General features: G+C 69.5%; 21 protein-coding genes and 1 pseudogene. 9 read left to right on the plus strand and 13 right to left on the minus strand.

Translation table 11 applies throughout. The annotated features are described in order from the left end of the window. Nucleotide 1: 1 nt before the first annotated feature. The 6 genes from carB to pyrR form a co-directional block, all read right to left on the minus strand. A complete protein-coding gene (gene carB, locus NA3_RS12470; protein ID WP_062963767.1) occupies nucleotides 2–3328 on the minus strand; it encodes a carbamoyl-phosphate synthase large subunit in 3327 nt (1108 codons plus the stop codon). Nucleotides 3329–3398: 70 nt separating this feature from the next. Continuing rightward, on the minus strand, nucleotides 3399–4517 hold the full coding sequence (carA, locus tag NA3_RS12475) for a glutamine-hydrolyzing carbamoyl-phosphate synthase small subunit (protein ID WP_062963768.1): 1119 nt from the start codon (nucleotides 4515–4517) through the stop codon (nucleotides 3399–3401). 37 nt (nucleotides 4518–4554) lie between these two features. Next, entirely contained in the window at nucleotides 4555–5070 is a 516-nt protein-coding gene (locus tag NA3_RS12480) for a PH-like domain-containing protein (protein WP_062963769.1), read from the minus strand. After that, on the minus strand, nucleotides 5070–6410 hold the full coding sequence (locus NA3_RS12485; protein ID WP_062963770.1) for a dihydroorotase: 1341 nt from the start codon (nucleotides 6408–6410) through the stop codon (nucleotides 5070–5072). The genes NA3_RS12480 and NA3_RS12485 overlap by 1 nt, the downstream gene beginning before the upstream one ends. A gap of 109 nt (nucleotides 6411–6519) precedes the next feature. Further along, nucleotides 6520–7485: an aspartate carbamoyltransferase catalytic subunit gene (locus NA3_RS12490; protein WP_039779188.1), complete on the minus strand. Its 966-nt coding sequence runs from the start codon at nucleotides 7483–7485 to the stop codon at nucleotides 6520–6522. After that, entirely contained in the window at nucleotides 7482–8144 is a 663-nt protein-coding gene (gene pyrR / locus NA3_RS12495) for a bifunctional pyr operon transcriptional regulator/uracil phosphoribosyltransferase PyrR (RefSeq protein WP_084491505.1), read from the minus strand. Before pyrR ends, NA3_RS12490 begins: the two co-directional genes overlap by 4 nt. 208 nt (nucleotides 8145–8352) lie before the next feature. Between pyrR and NA3_RS12500 the strand changes: the two genes are divergently transcribed. From NA3_RS12500 to NA3_RS12510, 3 genes are all read left to right on the plus strand, one after another. Beyond that, nucleotides 8353–9219, plus strand: coding sequence for an alpha/beta fold hydrolase (locus tag NA3_RS12500; protein ID WP_227995122.1), 867 nt, complete (start codon nucleotides 8353–8355; stop codon nucleotides 9217–9219). An 81-nt stretch (nucleotides 9220–9300) separates the two neighbouring features. Further along, the gene (locus NA3_RS12505; protein ID WP_062963772.1) at nucleotides 9301–9927 is read left to right on the plus strand and encodes an alpha-ketoglutarate-dependent dioxygenase AlkB; all 627 of its coding nucleotides are present in this window, start codon (nucleotides 9301–9303) and stop codon (nucleotides 9925–9927) included. 48 nt (nucleotides 9928–9975) lie between these two features. Continuing rightward, nucleotides 9976–10716, plus strand: coding sequence for an HD domain-containing protein (locus tag NA3_RS12510; RefSeq protein WP_062963773.1), 741 nt, complete (start codon nucleotides 9976–9978; stop codon nucleotides 10714–10716). A 4-nt stretch (nucleotides 10717–10720) separates the two neighbouring features. On the opposite strand, the gene NA3_RS12515 is transcribed toward NA3_RS12510, so the two are convergent. Then, nucleotides 10721–11272, minus strand: a complete 552-nt coding sequence (locus tag NA3_RS12515; RefSeq protein ID WP_062963774.1) for a DUF4334 domain-containing protein — start codon at nucleotides 11270–11272, stop codon at nucleotides 10721–10723. 293 nt (nucleotides 11273–11565) lie between these two features. Between NA3_RS12515 and NA3_RS12520 the strand changes: the two genes are divergently transcribed. Both NA3_RS12520 and NA3_RS12525 read left to right on the plus strand, forming a co-directional pair. Beyond that, on the plus strand, nucleotides 11566–12708 hold the full coding sequence (locus NA3_RS12520) for a serpin family protein (RefSeq protein WP_062963775.1): 1143 nt from the start codon (nucleotides 11566–11568) through the stop codon (nucleotides 12706–12708). 65 nt (nucleotides 12709–12773) lie between these two features. Beyond that, complete coding sequence (locus NA3_RS12525; protein WP_062964008.1) at nucleotides 12774–14018, plus strand: ArsB/NhaD family transporter; 1245 nt, start codon at nucleotides 12774–12776, stop codon at nucleotides 14016–14018. Here NA3_RS12525 and NA3_RS12530 read toward each other — a convergent pair. Then, entirely contained in the window at nucleotides 14008–14604 is a 597-nt protein-coding gene (locus NA3_RS12530) for a TetR/AcrR family transcriptional regulator (protein ID WP_233427293.1), read from the minus strand. The two genes, NA3_RS12525 and NA3_RS12530, sit on opposite strands and share 11 nt — an antisense overlap. Before the next feature lie 67 nt (nucleotides 14605–14671). On the opposite strand from NA3_RS12530, the gene NA3_RS12535 reads away from it, so the two are divergent. Next, on the plus strand, nucleotides 14672–15649 hold the full coding sequence (locus NA3_RS12535) for a quinone oxidoreductase family protein (protein ID WP_062963777.1): 978 nt from the start codon (nucleotides 14672–14674) through the stop codon (nucleotides 15647–15649). 14 nt (nucleotides 15650–15663) lie between these two features. Here the strand turns inward: NA3_RS12535 and NA3_RS12540 are convergent, their stop codons facing one another. The 5 genes from NA3_RS12540 to NA3_RS12560 form a co-directional block, all read right to left on the minus strand. Then, nucleotides 15664–16221 (minus strand): LppU/SCO3897 family protein, encoded by a 558-nt coding sequence (locus NA3_RS12540; protein ID WP_063917487.1) that lies wholly within the window; start codon nucleotides 16219–16221, stop codon nucleotides 15664–15666. Nucleotides 16222–16332: 111 nt separating this feature from the next. Beyond that, the gene (locus NA3_RS12545) at nucleotides 16333–16590 is read right to left on the minus strand and encodes a YciI family protein (RefSeq protein ID WP_062964010.1); all 258 of its coding nucleotides are present in this window, start codon (nucleotides 16588–16590) and stop codon (nucleotides 16333–16335) included. Next, nucleotides 16590–17099 carry a transcription antitermination factor NusB gene (gene nusB / locus NA3_RS12550; protein WP_062963778.1) on the minus strand — a complete coding sequence of 170 codons (510 nt, stop codon included), beginning with the start codon at nucleotides 17097–17099 and terminating at the stop codon, nucleotides 16590–16592. The genes NA3_RS12545 and nusB overlap by 1 nt, the downstream gene beginning before the upstream one ends. Nucleotides 17100–17197: 98 nt before the next feature. After that, nucleotides 17198–17761: an elongation factor P gene (efp, locus tag NA3_RS12555; RefSeq protein WP_030513974.1), complete on the minus strand. Its 564-nt coding sequence runs from the start codon at nucleotides 17759–17761 to the stop codon at nucleotides 17198–17200. A gap of 80 nt (nucleotides 17762–17841) precedes the next feature. Beyond that, on the minus strand, nucleotides 17842–18978 hold the full coding sequence (locus NA3_RS12560) for a M24 family metallopeptidase (RefSeq protein WP_062964011.1): 1137 nt from the start codon (nucleotides 18976–18978) through the stop codon (nucleotides 17842–17844). 173 nt (nucleotides 18979–19151) lie between these two features. Between NA3_RS12560 and NA3_RS12565 the strand changes: the two genes are divergently transcribed. The 3 genes and pseudogenes from NA3_RS12565 to NA3_RS38565 form a co-directional block, all read left to right on the plus strand. Further along, the gene (locus NA3_RS12565; RefSeq protein ID WP_062963779.1) at nucleotides 19152–19625 is read left to right on the plus strand and encodes a prepilin peptidase; all 474 of its coding nucleotides are present in this window, start codon (nucleotides 19152–19154) and stop codon (nucleotides 19623–19625) included. A gap of 44 nt (nucleotides 19626–19669) precedes the next feature. Continuing rightward, nucleotides 19670–20890, plus strand: coding sequence for a chorismate synthase (aroC, locus tag NA3_RS12570; RefSeq protein WP_084491506.1), 1221 nt, complete (start codon nucleotides 19670–19672; stop codon nucleotides 20888–20890). 56 nt (nucleotides 20891–20946) lie between these two features. Beyond that, nucleotides 20947–21462, plus strand: a pseudogene (locus tag NA3_RS38565) (shikimate kinase); the annotation flags it as partial. Nucleotides 21463–22105 lie beyond the last annotated feature (643 nt).

Raw genomic sequence — 22105 nt, forward strand, 5'->3', positions numbered from 1 at the left:
CTTAGCCGCGCAATACGGCGTGCAGCTCCTGCAGCGAGCGCACCCCGATACCGCCGTTGATGGTTGCTTCGATGCCCTGTACGGCTGCAGCCGCACCCTGAACCGTCGTGATGCACGGAATGTTGGCGCCCACCGCGGCGGTACGAATCTCGTAACCGTCCACGCGGGGCCCGGAGTTACCGTAAGGCGTGTTGAACACGATGTCGATCTCGCCGTCCTTGATCTGATCGACGATCGAGGGTTCGATCGGATCGCCGTTGGTCGACGCCGGGACCGGATCGGACTGCTTGCGCACCCGCTCACACGGAATCCCGTTGCGCCGCAACATTTCCGCGGTGCCGTCGGTGGCCAGGATCCGGAAGCCCAGATCGTGCAGCCGCTTGACCGGGAACACCATGGCCCGCTTGTCGCGGTTGGCGATCGAGACGAACACCGTGCCCGCGACCGGCAGCGAACCGTAGGCCGCGGACTGGCTCTTGGCGAAGGCGGTACCGAAATCGGCGTCGATACCCATCACCTCACCGGTGGATTTCATCTCCGGCGACAGCAGCGAATCGATGCCGGTGCCGTCCGGACGCCGGAACCGGTGGAAGGGCAGCACCGCTTCCTTCACCGCGACCGGGGCGTCCATCGGCGCGTGACCGCCGTCGCCCTCGGCGGGCAGGATGCCCTCCTTGCGCAATTCGGCGATGCTCGTGCCCAGCATGACGCGCGCGGCGGCCTTGGCCAGCTGCACGCCGGTCGCCTTGGAGACGAACGGCACGGTCCGGCTGGCGCGCGGATTGGCCTCGAGCACGTAGAGCACGTCGTCCTTGAGCGCGTACTGCACATTCAGCAGGCCCTTGACGCCGATACCCTTGGCCAGTGCGGCGGTCGAGCGGCGGACCGCCTCGATATCGCTGCGGCCCAAGGTGATCGGCGGCAGCGCGCACGCCGAGTCACCGGAGTGGATACCGGCCTCCTCGATGTGCTCCATCACGCCGCCGAGGTAGACCTCCTCGCCGTCGCAGAGCGCGTCGACGTCGATCTCGATGGCGTCTTCCAGGAAGCGGTCGACCAGCACCGGATGTTCGGGGCTGAGTTCGGTGGCGCGCGAGATGTAGCCCTCGAGCGAGTTCTCGTCGTAGACGATCTCCATACCGCGCCCGCCCAGCACATACGACGGGCGAACCAGCACCGGATAACCGATCTCGGCCGCGATCTGCTTGGCCTGCTCGAACGTGGTGGCGGTGCCGTACTTCGGCGCGGGCAGACCGGCGGCGACCAGGACGTCGCCGAATTCGCCGCGATCCTCGGCCAGGTCGATCGCCGCCGCGGAGGTGCCGACCACCGGCACCCCGGCGTCGGTGAGCCGCTGCGCCAGACCCAGCGGCGTCTGCCCGCCGAGCTGCACGATCACCCCGGCGACCCGGCCCGACTCCGATTCGGAGTGGTACACCTCGAGCACGTCCTCGAAGGTCAGCGGCTCGAAGTAGAGGCGGTCGGCGGTGTCGTAGTCGGTGGAGACGGTCTCGGGGTTGCAGTTGACCATGACCGTCTCGTACCCGGCCTGCGACAGCGTCTGCGCGGCGTGCACACAGGAGTAGTCGAATTCGATGCCCTGGCCGATGCGGTTGGGCCCCGAGCCGAGGATGATCACCTTCTCGCGCTCGGGCTGCGGCGCCACCTCCGACTCGGCGGCCGGATCGAGTTCGTAGCTCGAGTAGTGGTACGGCGTCTTGGCCTCGAATTCGGCCGCACAGGTGTCGACCGTCTTGTACACCGGCCGGATGCCGAGACGGTGGCGCAGTTCGCGCACCCCGTTCTCACCGGCCAGTTCCGGTCGCAGCACGGCGATCTGGCGATCGGACAGCCCGTTGTGCTTGGCGTAGCGCAGCAGCGACTCGTCCAGCACCGGCGCCTGGGCGATCTCGGCACGCAGGTCGACCAGTCCGGCGATCTCGGCGACGAACCACGGGTCGATTCCCGAGGCCTGCGCGACGTCCTCGATGCTCGCGCCCAGCCGCAGCGCCCGCTCCACCTGGTAGAGCCGACCCTCGGTCGGCACGCGCAGATCGTCGAGGATCTCGGCGACGTCGGTCCAGCGGCCGTCGGGCTGAGTCCAGAACCCGGCCGCCTTGGTCTCGAGCGAACGCAGCACCTTGCCGAGCGCCTCGGAGAAGTTGCGGCCCAGGCTCATCGCCTCGCCGACCGATTTCATGGTGGTGGTGAGCGTCGGGTCGGCGCCCGGGAACTTCTCGAACGCGAACCGCGGCGCCTTCACGACCACGTAGTCGAGCGTGGGCTCGAAACAGGCCGGGGTTTCCTTGGTGATGTCGTTGACGATCTCGTCGAGCGTGTAGCCGATGGCCAGCTTCGCCGCGATCTTGGCGATCGGGAAACCCGTCGCCTTGGAGGCCAGCGCGGACGAACGCGAGACGCGCGGGTTCATCTCGATGACGATCAGGCGGCCGTCGCGCGGATCCACCGCGAACTGGATGTTGCAACCGCCGGTGTCGACACCGACCTCGCGCAGAATCGCGATACCCAGATCGCGCATCTTCTGATACTCGCGGTCGGTGAGGGTCATGGCCGGGGCGACGGTCACCGAATCGCCGGTGTGCACGCCCATCGGGTCCACGTTCTCGATCGAGCAGACGATGACCACGTTGTCGCGGCCGTCGCGCATCAGCTCGAGTTCGTATTCCTTCCAGCCGAGGATCGATTCCTCGATGAGGACGTTGGCCGTCGGCGAGGCGGCCAGACCGCCGCCGGCGATGCGGTCGAGATCCTCGTCGTTGTAGGCCATGCCCGACCCCAGGCCGCCCATCGTGAACGACGGCCGCACGACCACCGGGAAGCCCAGCTCCGCGACGGTTTCGCGCACCTCGTCCATGGTGTAGCACACCTTGGACCGGGCCGACTCGCCGCCGACCTTGGCGACGATGTCCTTGAACTTCTGCCGGTCCTCGCCGCGCTGAATGGCCTCGAAGTCGGCGCCGATCAATTCGACGTTGTACTTCTCCAGCACCCCGTTCTCGTGCAGCGCCACCGCGGTGTTGAGCGCGGTCTGGCCGCCCAGGGTCGCGAGGATGGCGTCGGGACGCTCCTTGGCGATGACCTTCTCGACGAATTCCGGGGTGATCGGCTCGACGTAGGTGGAGTCGGCGAATTCCGGGTCGGTCATGATCGTGGCCGGGTTGGAGTTCACCAGCGACACGCGCAGGCCCTCGGACCGCAGCACCCGGCACGCCTGGGTGCCGGAGTAGTCGAATTCGCAGGCCTGGCCGATGACGATCGGCCCGGAGCCGATGACCAGGATGTGGTGCAGGTCGTTACGACGTGGCATCAGGCTTCCTTCTGTGTCTTGCGGGACACCCGCACCCGGTCGGTACGACGAGTGGGCTGCGCATGGTGACTCATCGTTCCTCCATGAGACCCGCGAAGCGGTCGAACAGGTAGGCGGCGTCGTGCGGCCCCGCGGCGGCCTCCGGGTGGTACTGCACCGAGAACGCGCGACCGTCCACCAGGCGCACCCCTTCGACGGTGCCGTCGTTGGCGCAGGTGTGGCTGACCTCGGCGGTGCCGAACGGGGTGTCGAACCGCTGTCCGGCCTCGCCCTCGAGCGCGAAGCCGTGGTTCTGCGCGGTGATCGAGACCGCCCCGGTGGCGTGGTCGATCACCGGGACGTTGATGCCGCGGTGGCCGAACTTCATCTTGTACGTGCCCAAGCCCAGCGCGCGGCCCAGGATCTGGTTGCCGAAGCAGATTCCGAACAACGGAAGCCCTTCGCCCAGAACCGATTTGGTCAGCTCGACCGCATCGTCCTGGGTGGCCGGGTCGCCGGGGCCGTTGGACAGGAAGACGCCGTCGGGCTTCAGCTCCTTGATCTGGTCGAGCGTGACGCCGGAGGGCACCACGTGCACCCGGATACCGCGCTCGGCGAACATGCGCGGGGTGTTGGTCTTGATACCCAGGTCCACCGCGACCACGGTGAACCGGTGCTCACCGGCGGGCTCGATGGTGTAGACGCCGTCGGTGGACACCTCGCCGGCCAGGTCGGCGCCGAGCATCGAGGCCTGACCGGTGACCCGGCTCAGCAACTCCTCGGTCGAGGCCGCGGCGGCGTCACCGCTGAAGATGCCCGCCTTCATCGACCCGCGGGTGCGCAGGTGGCGCACCAGCGCGCGGGTGTCGATGCCGGCGATGCCGACGATGTGCTGGCGTTCCAGCTCGTCCTGCAGGGTGGTGGTGGCGCGCCAGTTCGAGGCCCGCTTGGCGGGGTCGCGCACCGCGTACCCGGCCACCCAGATCCGGTTCGACTCGTCGTCCTCGTCGTTCCAGCCGGTGTTGCCGATCTGCGGGGCGGTGGCCACCACGATCTGGCGGTGGTAGCTGGGGTCGGTCAGGGTCTCCTGATAGCCGGTCATCGCGGTGCAGAACACCGCCTCGCCCAGCGTCTCGCCCTCGGCGCCGAACCGCCGGCCCCGGAACACCCGTCCGTCCTCGAGCACCATCACCGCGGCGCGGTCGCTCATTCGCTCACCTCGTTCACCAGAAATCCAGCCTTCACGTTTATTCGTCTCCCGTCGCCGCGCCGGTCTGTCCCGTCGCGGATATGGCCGTCCAGGCCGGATACACCGTCTTGTCGTCGCCGCGGAACCCGGTATCGACTTCGGTTCCCGTCGGCAGCTTCCAGCGAATAACCAGCACACCATTGTCGGTCATCACCTTGCCCGCGTGGCCGCGTTCGGTGCGGACTGCGGTGATGGACTCCTGCGGAATCCAGATCACCCCCGCGCCGTCGCGTTCCAGCAGGATCCCGCGTTCGAAGCGGGTCAGCTCCGCCGTGGCCCGGAAACCCAGATCCCCGACCACGATGCGGTTCTGCCAGCTCGGAGCCAGCGTGGTCCCCGTGTACAGCCCGGTCGTCGGCTCGAGCACCTGCGCGCCCAGATCCGCCGGCACCGTGGGCAGCTCCCCGACCGAGGAGGCCTGCTTGCGGGCCCGCACGAGCCAGGAGCGATACATCAACCACAGGAACAGGACGAACAGGGCCGCCAGCCCGATCACCCACAGTGTTCGCTCCATTATCGCCCCACTCTCCCCGCCAGGGCGGTCGTCACCACTCCGTCGCGGGCGGTGATCCGCCCGCGCAGCGTCGTGGCGGCGACCTTGGCGGGCAGGGTCATCGCCTCGTACGGCGTGTTGTCCGAAATGCTCGCCAGCTCCCGCGCCCGCACCGTCCACGACGCGTCCGGGTCGATCAGGGTCAGGTTGGCCGGCTCACCGACCGCGATCGGGCGGCCCTGATCGTCGAGCCCGGCGATGCGGGCCGGGTTCTCGCTCATCACCTTCGCCACCCCGCGCCAGTCGAGCAGCCCCGGAGCCACCAGGGTCTCGACGATGATCGACAGCGCGGTCTCCAGCCCCAGCATGCCGGGGCGGGCGGCGGCGAACTCGCAGCACTTCTCCTGCTCGGCGTGCGGGGCGTGGTCGGTGGCCACGCAGTCGATCACTCCGTCGGCCAGGGCCTTGCGCAGCGCCTGGGCGTCGGAGGCCTCGCGCAGCGGCGGATTGACCTTGTTCACCGCGTCGTAGGTCTCGAGCCGCGAATCGTCGAGCAGCAGATGATGCGGGGTGACCTCGGCGGTGATCGAAATGCCTTGCGCCTTGGCCCATTTCACCAGTTCGACGGTTCCGGCGGTGGATGCGTGGCAGATGTGCACCCGGGCTCCGGCGTCGCGGGCCAGCAGCGCGTCGCGAGCCACGATCGACTCCTCGGCCGCGCGCGGCCAGCCGGCCAGACCCAGCCGGGCGGCGTTCGGGCCCTCGTGCGCGACGGCGCCCTGGGTGAGCCGCGGTTCCTCGGCGTGCTGGGCGATCAGTACGTCGAGCGACTTCGCGTACTCGAGGGCGCGGCGCATGATCAGCGGGTCGTAGACGCAGTGCCCGTCGTCGGAGAAGATCCGCACCCGGCCCTCGCCCGCTGCCATGGTGCCCATCTCGGCCAGTTGCTTGCCGGCCAGACCGACCGTCACCGCGCCGACCGGATGCACATCGACCAGTCCGACCTCCTGCCCGCGCCGCCACACGTGATCGGTCACGACCGAGGTATCGGCCACGGGGTTGGTGTTGGCCATCGCGAACACCGCGGTGTAGCCGCCCAATGCCGCTGCGGCCGAACCGCTTTCGATGGTCTCGGTGTCCTCGCGGCCGGGTTCGCGCAGGTGGGTGTGCAGGTCGACGAAGCCGGGGAGCAGGATCCGGCCGCCGGCCTCCAGCACCTCGGCATCGGCGGCGACCTCGACGCCGTCGACGGCCGCACCGGATCGTGCGCCGAGCGCGACGATCACGCCGTCACGCACCAGCACGTCGACCGGCTCGCCTTCGCCGTAGGGCCGTGCGCCCCGGATAACCAGATCGCTCACGCGCCCTCACCTTTCACGTCGAAGCTCATGCTGATGCTCGTGCGGCGCCGATGCGCACGAGCGGGATCCTGCGGGGTTACGCAGGCTGCCGCCTCCGGCCCTGTCCCGCTCATGCGACGGCCTCCCCCGCGCCGACCAGCAGGCGGAACAGCACCGCCATGCGCATGTGCACACCGTTGGTGACCTGTTGCAGCACAGCGGCTTTGGGGGAATCGGCCACCGCCGACGCGATTTCCATACCGCGCAGCATCGGGCCCGGGTGCAGTACGACCGCGTCGTTGTCCAGCAGCGCCATGCGCCGCTCGTTGAGTCCGTAGGCGATGGAGTATTCGCGGGCCGACGGGAAGAAGCCGCCGTTCATCCGCTCGGCCTGCACGCGCAGCATCATCACCGCGTCGGCGCCGGGCAGCGCCGCGTCGAGCGAATGCGAGACCTGCACCGGCCACTGCTCGACCCCGACCGGCAGCAGGGTGCGCGGCGCGACCAGCACCACTTCGGCGCCGAGAGTGTCGAGCAGGAAGGCGTTGGAGCGCGCGACGCGGCTGTGCAGGATGTCGCCCACGATCACGATGCGCTTGCCGGCCAGCTCACCCAGTCGCTGCCGCAGCGTCAGCGCGTCCAGCAGGGCCTGGGTGGGATGTTCGTGGGTGCCGTCACCGGCATTGACGATCGCGGGCCCGGTGCCGGTGTAGCCGCCCGAACCGGCGTCCAGTTCGCCGAACCAGCGCGCGATCTGATGGGCCGCCCCGGAGGCGGGATGCCGCACGATCAGCGCGTCGGCGCCCGCGGCATGCAGGGTCAGCGCCGTGTCGCGCAGCGATTCACCCTTCGACACCGAGGAGCTCGAGGCGCTCACGTTGATCACGTCGGCGCTCATCCATTTGCCGGCGACCTCGAACGAGACCCGGGTGCGGGTGGAGTTCTCGAAGAACACCGTCATCACGGTGCGGCCGCGCAGGGTGGGCAGTTTGCGGACCTCGCGGCCGAGCAGCGCCTGTTCGAAGCGCTGGGCGTCGTCGAGCAGTTCGGTGGCGGTGGTGCGGTCGAGGTCGGTGACCGAGAGCAGATGCCTCACCGCTCGTCCCCCTGGTGCAGATAGACGCCGTCGTGACCGTCGTGTTCGCTGAGCAGCACGGAGACGTCCTCACTGCGCGAGGTGGGCACGTTCTTGCCGACGTAGTCCGCGCGGATGGGCAGTTCGCGATGGCCGCGATCGACCAGGACCGCCAGCTGCACCGCGCGCGGGCGGCCCAGATCGCGCAGACCGTCCAGCGCCGAGCGCACGCTGCGACCGGAGAACAGCACATCGTCGACGAGAACGACCAGCGCGTCGTCTATACCGCCCTCGGGGACCGAGGTCCGCTCCAGCGGGCGATGCGGCCGGTTGCGCAGATCGTCGCGATACAGCGTGATGTCGAGTGAACCGAGCGCGGGACGCACGCCGGAGAATTCCTCGATCCGATCGGTCAGCCGCGCGGCGAGGGTGGTGCCGCGGGTGGGGATGCCGATCAGCACCACCCGGGGCGCCTCGGAATCCGACGAATCCAGCGCGGTCTTCTCGATGATCTGATGCGCCATGCGCGCGATGGTCCGGCCGACATCGGAGGCGGACAACAGCTCGCGCCCGGCGCGGACCCACTCGGGGTCGTGCCGCTGCGAATATTCGGCAGCGCTCGACCTGGCGGCCCGTTCTTCGGGCGCGACGCGGCCGCCGCGCTCTTCGGGCACGGCCATGCCGACCTCCTTCCCCGCCTCACCGGACGGTCCGTTAAAGGATGTCTTTTCGATGCCTGAGCGTAGCAGCGCCGTCTCGCCCACCCGACGGCGGGGGTCCCGCTGTGAGCCCCGCCACCTGCGGCTATGCCGACACATCAGCCACACCGCACCACCATTGGCCGGGACTGTTTCATACAGCGTAAACCGGATGTGGGATGCTCGAAGGGTGAGCAACGAAGCCGACTTCACCGAGCCCCACAGGATCACCTTTCGCGGCCACGGCGGCATCGCCTTGGCCGGGGAGAGCTGGGGGCCGGCCGACGGCCCGCTGGCGGTCTTCCTGCACGGCGGCGGCCAGACCCGGCACTCGTGGAAGGAATCGGGCGCCGCGCTGGCGAAGGTGGGGATGCACGCCGTCCTGCTGGACGCTCGCGGGCACGGCGAGAGCGACTGGGCGCCGGACGGCGACTACTCGCGCGCGGCGATGACCGCCGATCTGCTGGGCATTCTCGCCGAACTCGACCGGCCCGCCATCGTGGTCGGCGCGAGCATGGGCGGATTGACCGCACTACTGGCGACCGCCCGCCCCGGCCGCGAGCGCATCGCCGGACTCGTCCTGGTCGACGTCGTGCCACGCCCGGAGCACAAGGGCGTGGAACGGGTCATGAACTTCCTCGGCGGCCATCCCGAGGGCTTCGCCTCCCTCGAGGAAGCCGCCGACGCGGTGGCCGAATACCTTCCGCACCGCCGCCGGCCCCGCAACCCGGAGGGCCTGCGGCGCAATCTGCGGTTACGCGAGGACGGGCGCTGGTACTGGCATTGGGATCCGGCGATGATATCGAGCCGGCCCGAGGACATCGAGTTGCAGACCAGCGACCTCGAGGATGCCGCCCGCGCGCTCGAGATCCCGGTCCTGCTGGTGCGCGGACGGCTGTCGGACGTGGTCAGCGAACAGGGCGTGGCCGACTTCCGCGCGCTGGTGCCGCAGATGGAATACGTCGAGATCACCGGTGCCGCCCACACCGCGGCCAGCGATGTCAACGACGAATTCTCCGACGCGGTGGTCGATTTCGTGCGCGCGCACCTGAGCTGATCGGAGCCGCCCGGATCGACCCCGAACACGGGCACACCCCGACGCTTGAACATATGTTCGATAGAACGTAGATTCGAACGCATGTCGACACCGCTGCAGAGATCGCTGTTCGACGGCTTCGGCGCCATCGAACTGGGGCCGTTGGACGGCGTGCGCCGCACTCGGCTGACCGAGGGCGCATGGGTCGACCTGCTCCCGGGGTGGTTGCGCGGTGCCGACGAACTGTTCGAACGGCTGGTCACTCGCGTCCCGTGGCGAGCCGACCGCCGCCCGATGTACGACCGCGTCGTGGACGTCCCGCGACTGCTGCGGCATTACGGCGAGAACGAGACCTGGCCGGATCCGATCCTGGAGGACGCCCGCGCGGCGCTGAGCAGGCACTACGCCCCGGAACTGGGCGAACCGTTCCGCACGGCCGGTCTGTGCTACTACCGCGACGGTGAGGACAGCGTGGCCTGGCACGGTGACACCATCGGCCGCGGTTCCACGCACGACACCATGGTCGCGATTCTGTCGATCGGCGCGCCGCGGGCCCTGCTGCTGCGTCCGCGCGGCGGTGGGGCGAGCATTCGCTTTCACGTGGGGCACGGCGATCTTCTCGTGATGGGTGGCTCCTGCCAGCGCACCTGGGAGCATGCGGTGCCGAAGACCCGGCGGCCCGTGGGTCCGCGGATCAGCATTCAATTCCGCCCGCGCGGGGTTCGCTGACACCTGCGACGGCGGCGGATTGTCACCACGGCCCGCTAGATTGGGCGGATGGAGTCCATCGGGGCGGGAATTCTGGCGGCCATGCCGTTGCACACACTCAGCGATGTGCACGGCGAGGAAGGGCTGCGGCAACGACTGCTGCTGGAGTCGCAGCGCAAACTGCCCGATCCCGAACGGGTCGACGCGGCACTCGCATTCGTGGCCGACCTGCATCGCGACGACACCTACGGCCGCGAGCCGTATCTGAATCATCTGCTGCGGGTGGCGATCCGCATCGTGAGCCACTACGAGGTACACGACACCGATCTGGTACTCGCCGGTCTCCTGCACGATGCCGTCGAGGATCATGCCGCCGACCTCGTCGCCCTCCGCGGCGAGCAGGAGCCGGACGAGGACACCTCAGCGGCAGCACTCGCGGTGCTGACCCAGCGGTTCGGTGAGCGCGTCTCGAAACTCGTTGCGGCGGTGACCAACCCGGCTCACGACTCGGACGAGGACCGCCACATCCGATACCGCGACCACGTCGCCGCGAGCCTGGACCGCGATCCGTGGGCCCGGGTGGTGAAGATCTCCGATTTCACCGACAACGGCGTCGGCATCCTCTACGCCGACGAACAGGCCGTGATGTCGAAGCTCGCCACCAAATATCAGCCGCTCACCGCGGTCTACCGCGACCTGATCACCCGCCCGGACACACCGCTGGCACCACATGTCAAGCAGCACATTCTCGAGCAGCTCGACACCGCCGACGCCCGCTTCGACGTGATCCTCGCCGCCGGGGACGACTGAGCGGTCAGGAGCGGTCGCGGCGCAGGATGAAGAAGTAGGGGTCGCTCAGCCCGCGCATATCCATCACACCGAGCAGGGTGTGCTCGTCGACCCGGCGGAAGATGTCGACGATGGGCAGGTGGTCGTAGATCATGGCCGCGCTCACCTTGCCGCGGAATTCGATCTCGCGCAGGCGCGCACGTGCGGTTCGGGTTCGCAGCAGCGGGCGCAACGCCGGCAGCATGCGCCGCACGGCTCGGAATCCCGCCGGCGGCACGGTTCCGGCCAGCCGCAGCGGCACCCGGCGGGGGTCGACCGGAAACACCCGGCCGTCCGGCCCGGCGAACAGCAGCGGCTGCACGTCATCGGCGGAGTCGAATCGCTTTCCGTACCATCCGGATGCGACCAGCACACCGGCCCACGGATGTCCGGTGTCCAGTTCGTCGCCGGTCCATCGGCCGATAAGGATCTCGGTGACCGCGACCTCGGGCAGGCTGTCGTACAGCTGCCACGCCTGCTCCGGGGTTGTGCGACCCGCGCGAAGTTCCGCCAGACGGGCCGTACCGGCACCAGTCATCGCTACCTCCTGGAGCTCTCGCGGGCCGTTCCGCCTCGGAAGGATGACACATCCCGGCCGTGACACCCCAACACCTTCGGCCACGAAGACGTAGTTTCGGCCACGGTTTCCGCCGACGTGACGCAGACCACGCCCCGGGGCCTGGACCTCGAGTGCGGTTGAGGAACCAGACTTCTCGGCAGATCGGTTCCGGCCGATCGCCCGGGTCACCAGGATCCGGACGCGCCCCTGCCGCCCACGTACACCCCGGCAGGGGCGCACCGCTGTCGGTGCCCGTCGGTAGGCTTTCGCCCATGCAGCCGAGCCTCGCGCCCGATGTGGCCGCCGCCAACACTCTCACCGGAAAGTGGTGTGCCGCAGCGGGTTCCGGCGACTTCGTCCTGTCCGGATGCGGAATCTGGCCGCTGCTCGCACTACTGGCCGCGACCGCCGGCGAACCAGCCCGCGGCGAACTCACCGCGGCGGCAGGCATTCCCGCCGCATCCGCCCACGACGCTGCGATCACCCTGCTGCGCCGCATCGAGTCCGCCGAATCCGTGCGCGCCGCACTCGGAGTGTGGGTGCGCGACGATATCGCCCTGCGCGACGAGTGGATCCACACACTGCCGCCGGGAACGATCGCCGCGCTGCGCGGACAGCACGGACTGGACGATTGGGCGCGTCACCATACCGACGGACTGATCGATCGCTTCCCGGTCCGGATCGGCGCGGCGACGGCAGTCGCGCTGGCCACCGCCGTCGTCGCCCGCACCGCGTGGCGGCAGAGCTTTCACGCCGATGTGCTGGAACCGACGAGCGGCCCGTGGCGAGGCCACCGCGGGCCCGCCCTCGCGCGCTACAGCACCGACCTCGGCGACGCCGCCGTGCTGATGGCCGGCACACCCGTTTCGCGCGTGGTGGTGCGTGGCGCATCCGATCTGGATGTGCACCTGTTGCTCGGCGAGGAGGGTGCCACCGCTGCGGTGGTACTGGCGGCAGGGTTGGGGGCCCTCGACGGAGCGGTGGAGACACACCGGCCCGGACCGGGCACCACTGCTCCGGGGCTCGAGGTCCGGACCGTGACCGCCGTATCGGACACCCTCCGAATCCAGGTGCCGCCCTTCGACGTTCGATCCACCCACGACCTGCTGCGCGAGCCGGAACTGTTCGGCCTGAGCGCGGCGACCACCGCGACGGACAACCCGTTCCCCGGGCTGTCTCCGGTCCCGCTACGGGTGACCGCGGCAGCCCAGGACGTCTGTGCCCGATTCACTGCCTACGGTTTCGCGGCCGCGGCCGTCACCGCGGTGCTGACGGAACCCACCGGCATGCCACCGGCGCCGGCCGATGCCCTGATGATCGCGGTGAACTTCGACCGGCCCTTCGGCTTCCTCGGCGTCCACCGTCCCACCGGACTGGCGATCGTGGCCGGTTGGGTCGCCACCCCCGCGGAGTGAACCTGCCCGGCGGATGCGAACGGTCCGGCACGCGCCGGCGTGCGCCGCGGTGCGATGATGGCCCGATGTCCGAACCGGTGGCACGCGAGCGCAGCGCGCACGAGTCCGAGCCGGAGGAGGCCGCCGCACCGCGTCTGCTGGACTGGATCCGCATGGCCGTACTCGCGGCCGGAATACTATGCGTACTGACCGGATGGCTGCCGCGTGCCGACGCCGAGGCGAATATGCGCCGGATCGGACCGCTGCTGTTGTTTCTCGGCAGCGTGATCGTGCTGGCCCACCTGGCCCGGCGCGCACAGGTTTTCGACGTCATCGCCCATCGGATCGCGATCGCCGGGCGGGGACACTATCCGGCGCTGTTCGTGCTCTGCGTCGGTTTCGCGGCCGTGACGACGATGGTGCTCAACCTCGACACCACCGCGGTCCTGCTGACACCGGTCATGCTGGCCCTGGCCGGACCCGCGCGCATTCCGCCGCTGCCGCTGGCCATGACCACGTTGTGGCTGGCCAATACCGCGAGCCTGCTGCTCCCCGTGTCCAACCTCACCAATCTGCTCGCCGCCGACCGGATCGGCCTCGATGCCACCGGTTTCGCGGCCAGAATGTGGCTGCCCCAACTGATCTCGCTCATCGCGACCATGGCGGCGCTGTGGATCTGGTACTGGCGACGCGGCCGCCGCGGCACCGATCGCTACATGGCGCCGGCTCCGATCCGGCTGCGCAACACCCGGGATCGGGCGCTGTTCGCTACGGCCGGGGGTGCCTGCGCGCTGTTCGTCCTGGCGATTCCCTTCGTCGGCGACCACATCGGCTACGCCGCACTCGCCGCGGCGATCCTCGCGATCGCCGGATGCGCCGTATTCGACCGCGGCGCGCTGCGGCCGTCGCTGATCCCGTGGCAGCTGCTGATCTTCGTGATCGGACTGTTCCTGGTCATCCCGACCCTGGGGCGTTACGGCCTCTCGGATCTGATGGCGGCGCTCATCGGCACCGATTCCGGTACGGCCGGGGCCTATCGCGCGGCCGGTGCGGGTCTCGGCCTGTCGAATATCGTCAACAACCTGCCCGCCTACACCGCCGGTGAGGCGGTGATACCGCCCGAGCACCGAAACCAGTTGCTGTCGTTGCTGATCGGCACGAATGTGGGAGCGATAGCCACCCCGTGGGCCTCGCTGGCCACGCTGCTGTGCCTGGAGTTCTGCCGCTCGCACGCGGTCCGGGTGCCGCCGGTGCGGTTCGTCTGCACCGGGCTGGCGCTCGCGGTGGTCGCGACCGCGGGTGCCGTGGGCGGCGTTCTGCTCATGGGCTGACCACGGCGAGCACCACCTGCCGCACGGCCGCTCGCAATCTCTCGCTCTCGCCCTCGCGCACCGCCGCGAGGGCGTAATCGCTGCCCAGCATGCCGAACAGCAGGTGGCCGACCGCCTCGGCGTCGAGGTCCGGACGCGCCTCGGTCAGCAGCTTCGTGATGTGCTCGGCCCAGGTGGCATGGAATTCGGACGTGCGCGGATGCGGGGGCACACTGCGGTAGGCCGCGACCATCAGTTCGACGTTGTCGGCGACCATCGTGGCCATCGCATCGAAGAAGGCGAGCAGCCGCTCCCCCGCCGGCGCGCCCGGGCCCAGCGGCGGCGGGCCGTCGGCGATCGCCGCCCGTAGTGTTTCGGCCGGTTCGGCGACCATCGCGTGCAACAGTCCCGCGCGCGAGCCGAAACGATGAAACACCGTGCCCTTGCCGACTCCCGCCGCGGCGGCCACCCGGTCCATGGTCACCGCCTCGGCCCCACCCTCGGCCAGCAGCGCCCGAGTCGCATCGAGGATCGCGCGACGGTTGCGCGCCGCATCGGCTCGTTCTCTGCGCTGCTGCGCCACTGTGTACTCCAGTTCCGTTGACAAACTTGACCGACGGTCCATATTCTTCCTGACGAAATATCTGGACCGTTAGTCAAGTTATGAGGTCGATATGCAGGCAATCGTAATGACCGAGGTCGGCGGACCGGAGGTCCTCGTCGCGCGCGACGTGGACGAGCCCAGCCCCCAGCCCGGCGAGGTGCTGATCCGGGTGGAGGCGGTCCCGGTGCTGTATCCGGAGACGATGTTGCGTTCGGGCATGTTCCCGACACCGACGCCGACCCCGGCGGTCTTCGGGACCCAGGCGGTCGGCGTCGTCACCGCCGTCGCCGACGACGTCGACCCGGAATGGAAAGGGCAACGGGTCCTGGTGGCGCGCAACGACTTCGGCAGTTACGCCGAATGGATGTGCGCCCCCGCCGACTCCGCGGTCCGCATCCCGGACGGACTGGCCGGCGATGCCGCCGCGGCGGTCGCGATGAGCGGATCGGTGGCCCTCGCCCTGCTGGAGGCCGCGGCACTCACCGGCACCGAAACCGTGCTGATCGAGGCCGCGGCCACCGGCATCGGCGGTTACCTCACCCAGTTGGCGGCCCGATCCGGCGCCGCGCACATCATCGCCACCGCCGGCGGGGCGGCCAAAACCGAGCGTGCCCGTGAACTCGGCGCGCACACCGTCGTCGACCACCGCGATCCGGACTGGCCACGGCACCTCGGCGAACGCCTCGGAAACACCACTGTCGACGTGGTATTCGACTCGATCGGCGGCGAGAGCGCCGCGGCCGTCCTCGATCTCATGACCCCGCTGCGGGGCCGGATGCTCGGCTACGGCTGGCTGTCCGGAGCCCCCGCTCAGGTCACGACCATGGATCTGATCATGCGCGGGCTCACCTTCACCGGATGCTCCGGACCGCAGTGGCTGGCCGGGGTGGCGGCGAAGCGGGCGGCGGCATTCGAACTCGCCGCCGCCGGTGACCTCACCGTGCTGATCGACAGCGTGCTACCGCTGGCGGATGCGGCCGAGGCCCATCGACGGGTCGACGAACGCACGACCTTCGGCACGATCGTTCTGCGACCCGAGACGGCCTGAGCCCGGGACCCGGCTCACTTCGGTTGCGCCAGACAGAATGTCGTCTGCGGATCCGACAGCGTGATCACGCTGTCGGACTCCGGGCCGCACAGCGTCTCGTCGGAGTGACCGTCGATGCGCTGGGCGACACGGAAACTCGCCTCCGAGGAGGTGCAGTCGGCGTACTTGTAGCCACTGAGCGGCGAATCCGCGTAGCACAGCCCGGCTTTGAAATTCGGCGCCAGGCACAGATAGGCCAGTGTGCCGCCGTTGAGGGTTTCCTCGTACGAGGTGAAATCGGCGCCGCAATCGACCTTGTCGTTGTGTACTTGCGCGACCTTGTAGACGGCCTTGTCGGAGGTGCAGGCGACCGGTTCGGTGTCGGAATCGACGGCCGAGGCGTTGATCACGTTGATGCAGTCGCCCACCTTCGCCCGGGCGGTATCGGATTTGTTGCGATCTTTGGCAACCTGAACACCCTTGTCGACACCCTTTTCCACCGCCGAGCACCCGGTCGTGGCCAGGGTCGCCGCCGCGACGATCGCCGGGGCGAGACGCAGCGCCGTCCGCGCTGTCGCCGAAATGAACCGCATCCGTTCCACCTTTTCTAGGTCAAGTGACCGGAACAGTATGCGGGCCCGGCGGGCGTCCGGGGAATTTAGCAGGTTTGTCCGAATTCGACGGGCGTGTGTCGCGAACGCGACTCAGCCCGTGATCTCCCATTCGTGGATCGTCAGCTCCGAGGCGCCGGTGGTGTGAATGGGATCGGTGAACACCAATTCCCGTGCGGCCGAGAGGTCTTCGGCCAGGACCAGATATGCGCCGCCGCTGCCGTCGGTGAAGCGGCCGGTGCAGTCCAGCTGCCCTCGTGCGCGCACGCCGTCCAGCCATTCGCGGTGCGGTTCGATGACCGCGTCGGACCAGGCCGGGGTGCGCATCGCGAGAACGAGATATTTGATCATCACGCCCCGGTGTCGCGGCGGGTCGCGGCCGCGGCGGCGCGCACCTGGTCGGCCAGTGACACGATACGGCCGAGGACGCCGTTGACGAACGCGGGCGAATCGTCGGTCGACAGTTCCTTCGCCAGCTCGACGGCCTCGTCGACGGCCACCACGGGCGGAACATCGTTGGCGTGGAACAACTCCCACACCGCCACCCGCAGAATGGCGCGGTCCACCGCGGGCAGCCGGGCCAGGGTCCAGTCCTGCAGATAGGACTCGATGGTGCCGTCGACGCGATCCAGATCGTCGGCGACGCCTTCGACCAGGGTGCGGGTGTAGGGATTCACCGGGGCGACCTGTTCGTCGCGACCGGCCAGGTCCAAGCGCTCCGCGACCAGGTCGGCCGGGTCGATGTCGCGCGCCTCGGCCTCGAAGAGCAGATCCACGGCCCGCCGGCGGGCCTTGTGCCGGGCGCCGAGTTTCTTGTGGGTGGACTTCTTGTCCACGGGCTGATCAGCCACGATCACCATTATCCCGTTCGCAGTGTCGACGGCGGCGCGAGCAGTACCGGAAGCCGATATGCGCGCGCCGCCCATGGTTCCGGCGCCGGGCCGGTGAAGCCGGAGGATCAGGCGTTGACCCGGCCCAGATAGCCGCCGTCGCGCGAGTCGATCTTCAGCTTGTCGCCGACGTTGATGAACAGCGGCACCTGCACCTCGGCACCGGTCTCCAGCGTCGCGGGCTTGGTGCCGGCGCTGGAGCGGTCGCCCTGCAGGCCGGGCTCGGTGTGGGTGACCTCGAGTTCGACCGTGACCGGGAGCTCGACGTACAGCGGCGCGCCCTCGTGGGTGGCGACCTGCACGGTCATGTTCTCCAGCAGGAAGCCAGCGCCCTTGCCGATGGTCTGCTCGTCGATGCCGATCTGGTCGAAGGTCTCGCCGTCCATGAAGATGTAGTCCGACCCGTCGTGGTACAGGTAGGTCATATCCCGGCGGTCCACGGTGGCGGTCTCCACCTTCACGCCGGCGTTGAACGTCTTGTCGACCACCTTGCCGGACAGCACGTTCTTCAGCTTGGTCCGCACGAACGCGGGACCTTTACCCGGCTTGACGTGCTGGAACTCGACGATCTGCTGGAGCTGACCGTCGATCTTCAGCACGAGGCCGTTCTTGAAGTCGCTGGTGTCCGCCACTGTCCTCGGATCTCCTTGTTAGTACTGTTCGACGTTCTGTAGGCCGGGCCGTAAGGCCGGGCCCGGTGGGGCAGCCGGGGTCAGTCGACCACGGTGAGGTCTTTGGTGGTGTGAGTGAGCAACTCGGGACCCCCCGCACGAACCACGAGCGTGTCCTCGATGCGAACTCCGCCGCGGCCGGGGAAATACACACCTGGCTCGACGGTCACCGCCACGCCATCCAAAAGTGTACCGGTCGCGGTTTTGGCGACCGGAGGCGCTTCGTGGATCTGCAGTCCGACGCCGTGTCCGAGCCCGTGCACGAACAGGTCGCCATGGCCGGCGGACTCGATCACCGAGCGGGCCGCGGCATCGACCGCCGCACACGACACACCGGGCTTCAGCGCCTCACGGCCCGCTCGTTGTGCCTCGTATACGAGCTGATAGATCTCGCGCTGCCACTCTGTCGGCTCGCCCAGCACCAGGGTGCGCGTCATATCCGAGTGGTAGCCGCCGACCACCGCGCCGAAATCTAGCTTCACGAAATCGCCCGCGGACAGCACCGCGTCGGTCGGGCGATGATGGGGCACTGCGGAATTGGCGCCGGCGGCCACGATGGTCTCGAAGGCGATCGCGTCGGCGCCGTGCTCGAACATCAGCCATTCCAGCTCGCGGGCGACCTGACGCTCGGTGCGGCCCGGGCGCAGCCCTCCTCGTTCGAGGAGGGTCGCCAGCGCGGCGTCGGCAGCCGCGCACGCCGCCCGCAGCTGCTCCACCTCGTAGTCGTCCTTGACCGTGCGCAGCTGTTCGACCAGACCGGGCGCGGGGACGAATTGGAGGCCACTGCCCTGCTCGACGAAGCCGCGGTGCTGGTCGACGGTCACGACGTGACTTTCGAAGCCGACGCGGCCGATCTGCCATTCCCCGGCCAGTTCGACCAATCGGCGCGCACTGGCGCGAGCGATCTCGGCGCGCACGTCGGGCACCTGTTCGCCGACCTGGGTCAGGTAGCGGCCGTCGGTGCAGATGACGGTCCGCTCCCCGTCCTCGCCCACCTGGCTGCCGTCCCACGAGTGCACGAGCAGGGCGGCGTTGGAGCCGGTGAAGCCGGTCAGGTACCGGATATTCACCAGATCGGTCACCAGCAGGGCATCGACCCCGTTCTCCACCAACAGGTCTCGCAACCCGGCCCGACGCGCCGCGTGGTCGGGACGCCGGGCACCGTCATCAGCAGACATGGCTGCCACGCTACCGCTGTCGTATTGCGACGCCGTCACGCCGTCACCCGCGACCCACGCCGCGACCGGCGGCGAGCGGGTGTTACCCATCGCGTGTTCACAACTGTTGCGGTTGTCCACATTTCGGATTCGCGGGCCCGGGCCGCCCCTCGGCGCGAGCGAGGATGAGTGCCATGACCACCACCGCCTACCTCGCGCTGATCGTCTGGTGCGTTGCGCTCAGCGCGCTCGACATCCGGACCGGGCGACTGCCCGACGTGCTCACCCTGCCGGGTGCGGCGGTGATGCCGATGCTGGCGGCATCGACCGGCCGCGCGGCTGTCGCGATCGCCGGCGCGCTGCTGCTCGCCGTGCCGTATCTGCTGGTGCACCTCATCGAGCCGGCGGCGTGCGGGGCCGGAGATGTGAAATTGGCGCTCGGCACCGGCGCGGCCGCGGCGCTGGGCGGGCCGTCGTGCTGGGTGTCGGCGGCGATCGGCGCACCCCTGCTGACCGCGTCGGCCGGAGTCGGTGCGCTGGTCGCGGCACGGGCCGCCGCGGCAGGAGGTTCGGATCGTCGTCGCGGTGTCTCGGGTGCCCCGATCACGCTGCCACACGGGCCCGCGATGTGCCTGGCTACCGTTGCGGCACTGTGGCCCACGGTATAGCCGCGCGGACACCGATGTCCGGGGAACCGTTGTGACGTGGAAAGATGGAGGTCGTGTTGCGCTGGATTACTGCTGGTGAGTCTCATGGTCCCGCCCTTGTCGCCATCGTCGAGGGGATGGTGGCCGGTGTCGAGGTGACCTCGGCCGATATCGCCGCCCAACTGGCGCGGCGACGACTGGGCTACGGCCGCGGCGCGCGAATGAAGTTCGAGGCCGACAAGGTCACCGTGATCGGCGGTATCCGCCACGGGCGCACCATGGGCGGCCCCGTCGCGATCGAGATCGCCAATTCCGAATGGCCGAAGTGGACCGAGGTCATGGCCGCCGACCCCGTCGACGAGGCCGAACTGGCCGAACTGGCCCGCAACGCCCCGCTGACGCGCCCCCGTCCCGGCCACGCCGATTACTCGGGGATGCTCAAATACGGCTTCGACGACGCCCGCAACGTGCTCGAACGGGCCAGCGCCCGCGAAACCGCCGCCCGCGTCGCCGCGGGCACGGTGGCACGGCAGTTCCTGCGCCAGGCCCTCGGCGTCGAGGTCGTCTCCCATGTGGTCTCGATCGGCACCGCGGCGGCGCGCCCGGGTTTCGTGCCCACCGCCGACGATCTCGAGGCCGTGGATGCCAGCCCGGTCCGCGCATTCGATCCCGAGGCCGAAGCCGCGATGATCGCCGAGATCGAGGCCGCCAAGAAGGACGGCGACACCCTCGGCGGCGTCGTCGAGGTCGTGGTCACCGGCCTGCCGGTCGGCCTGGGATCGTTCGTCAGCGGTGAACAGCGTCTGGATTCCCGCTTGGCCGGTGCCCTGATGGGGATTCAGGCCATCAAGGGTGTCGAGGTCGGCGACGGATTCGAGACCGCGCGGCGTCGCGGCAGCGCCGCCCACGACGAAATGCGGCCCGGCCCCGACGGGGTGCTGCGTTCCACCAACCGCGCGGGCGGCCTGGAGGGCGGCATGACCAACGGCGAAGCCCTGCGTGTGCGCGCGGCGATGAAGCCCATCTCCACCGTTCCGCGCGCGCTGTCCACCGTGGATATGGCCACCGGCGACGAGGCGGTCGCCATCCATCAGCGCTCCGACGTCTGCGCGGTGCCCGCCGCCGGTGTGGTCGCCGAGGCCATGGTCGCGCTCGTGGTCGCACAGGCGGTGCTGGAGAAGTTCGGCGGTGATTCCCTCGCCGAGACCGTCGACAATCTCACGACGTACCAGAAGCGTATCCAGACCCGCCCGCACATCCCGGGCGTCGTGGCGTCGGAGGCATGAATGGCTGATCCCGCGCGCGGCACCGCCCGGGTCCGGCGCCCGGGACAGCCGTCGTGATCGTCCGCAGCGACCCCAGCCGGCCCAGTGTGATCCTCATCGGCCCGCCCGGGGCCGGTAAGTCCACCATCGGGCGCAAGCTCGCCCGTGAACTCGGCGTCTCGCTCTACGACACCGACGCCGGGATCGAACAGGACACCGGTCGCAGCATCCCCGAGATCTTCGCCACCGACGGCGAACCGGAGTTCCGGCGCATCGAGGAGCGCGTGGTACGCCGCGCGATCCTCGCCGAACACGGCGTCGTATCCCTCGGCGGCGGTGCGATCCTGTCCGCGGCGACCCGGGAGTTGCTGCGCGGGCGGACGGTGGTGTACCTGGAGATCAGCGTGGCCGAGGGACTGCGCCGGACCGGGGCGTCGACGAATCGGCCGCTGCTCAACGGCGACGATCCGAGCGCGAAATATCGCGAACTCATGCGCGTGCGCCGCCCGCTGTATCGCGAGGTGGCCTCTATCCGGATTCGCACCGACGGCCGCAGTCCCGGCCGCGTCGTCCGTGCCATCCTCGCCAAACTCGGCGTCGAACCGGCCGAAACACCGGCGCCGCAACCGGATCCGCCGAGTCCCGAACCGGCGGGCACCCGGCGCTCCCGCCCGCGCGGGCGCCGGCGCCGCACGCGCGCCGCGGCCGACGGCGCCACCAGGACCACATCCGAGCCCGGTGAAACCGATGCGGCACACTCGGATTCGACCGAGGCGGACCGAACCCAGCCCCGCCGCCGAGCCCGGCGGTCCCGCCGCGGCGGCCGCCGGCACTCCCGCAACCGGACCGACACACCGCCCATCGGAGCCGCCTCGGAGCGTCCCACGGCCTCACCCGAATCGGCGGCGGCCGGCGCGGGCGCGAAACCGGCTGCCGCGCAGTCGAATGCACGACCGGGACGGGTCCGTCGCACGGCCACCCGTGCCGCCGGCCCTCCCGCCTCGAGTCAGAACCCCCATGCGGCGACGGCGCCGCATCCGGAACCGGTGTGCCCGGTCCGCTCCGGTCCGGAGACGCGGCCGTCGCCCGGAGCCGATGAAACACCCTCGCCCGCCGGCCATTTCGCGGGTAACACCGCGCAGACCGCGCACGAATCGGCGCCCGGGGCCGGCCGGTCCCGGCGCGCCCGCGCCCGCCGGGCACGCCTACGACGAGCACTAGAGGAATCGGAGCAGC

It is taken from the genome of Nocardia africana NBRC 100379 (genome assembly GCF_001612635.1).
Classification (GTDB): Bacteria; Actinomycetota; Actinomycetes; order Mycobacteriales; family Mycobacteriaceae; genus Nocardia; species Nocardia africana.

Bases quoted from the DNA above. Each gene is read 5' to 3' on its own strand.
- carB (WP_062963767.1), bottom strand. From the start codon at position 3,328: ATGCCACGTCGTAACGACCTGCACCACATCCTGGTCATCGGCTCCGGG.
- carA (WP_062963768.1), bottom strand. From the start codon at position 4,517: ATGAGCGACCGCGCCGCGGTGATGGTGCTCGAGGACGGACGGGTGTTC.
- NA3_RS12480 (WP_062963769.1), bottom strand. From the start codon at position 5,070: ATGGAGCGAACACTGTGGGTGATCGGGCTGGCGGCCCTGTTCGTCCTG.
- pyrR (WP_084491505.1), bottom strand. From the start codon at position 8,144: ATGGCCGTGCCCGAAGAGCGCGGCGGCCGCGTCGCGCCCGAAGAACGG.
- NA3_RS12505 (WP_062963772.1), top strand. From the start codon at position 9,301: ATGTCGACACCGCTGCAGAGATCGCTGTTCGACGGCTTCGGCGCCATC.
- NA3_RS12510 (WP_062963773.1), top strand. From the start codon at position 9,976: ATGGAGTCCATCGGGGCGGGAATTCTGGCGGCCATGCCGTTGCACACA.
- NA3_RS12515 (WP_062963774.1), bottom strand. From the start codon at position 11,272: ATGACTGGTGCCGGTACGGCCCGTCTGGCGGAACTTCGCGCGGGTCGC.
- NA3_RS12520 (WP_062963775.1), top strand. From the start codon at position 11,566: ATGCAGCCGAGCCTCGCGCCCGATGTGGCCGCCGCCAACACTCTCACC.
- NA3_RS12525 (WP_062964008.1), top strand. From the start codon at position 12,774: ATGTCCGAACCGGTGGCACGCGAGCGCAGCGCGCACGAGTCCGAGCCG.
- NA3_RS12535 (WP_062963777.1), top strand. From the start codon at position 14,672: ATGCAGGCAATCGTAATGACCGAGGTCGGCGGACCGGAGGTCCTCGTC.
- NA3_RS12540 (WP_063917487.1), bottom strand. From the start codon at position 16,221: ATGCGGTTCATTTCGGCGACAGCGCGGACGGCGCTGCGTCTCGCCCCG.
- NA3_RS12545 (WP_062964010.1), bottom strand. From the start codon at position 16,590: ATGATCAAATATCTCGTTCTCGCGATGCGCACCCCGGCCTGGTCCGAC.
- nusB (WP_062963778.1), bottom strand. From the start codon at position 17,099: ATGGTGATCGTGGCTGATCAGCCCGTGGACAAGAAGTCCACCCACAAG.
- NA3_RS12560 (WP_062964011.1), bottom strand. From the start codon at position 18,978: ATGTCTGCTGATGACGGTGCCCGGCGTCCCGACCACGCGGCGCGTCGG.
- NA3_RS12565 (WP_062963779.1), top strand. From the start codon at position 19,152: ATGACCACCACCGCCTACCTCGCGCTGATCGTCTGGTGCGTTGCGCTC.
- aroC (WP_084491506.1), top strand. From the start codon at position 19,670: ATGGAGGTCGTGTTGCGCTGGATTACTGCTGGTGAGTCTCATGGTCCC.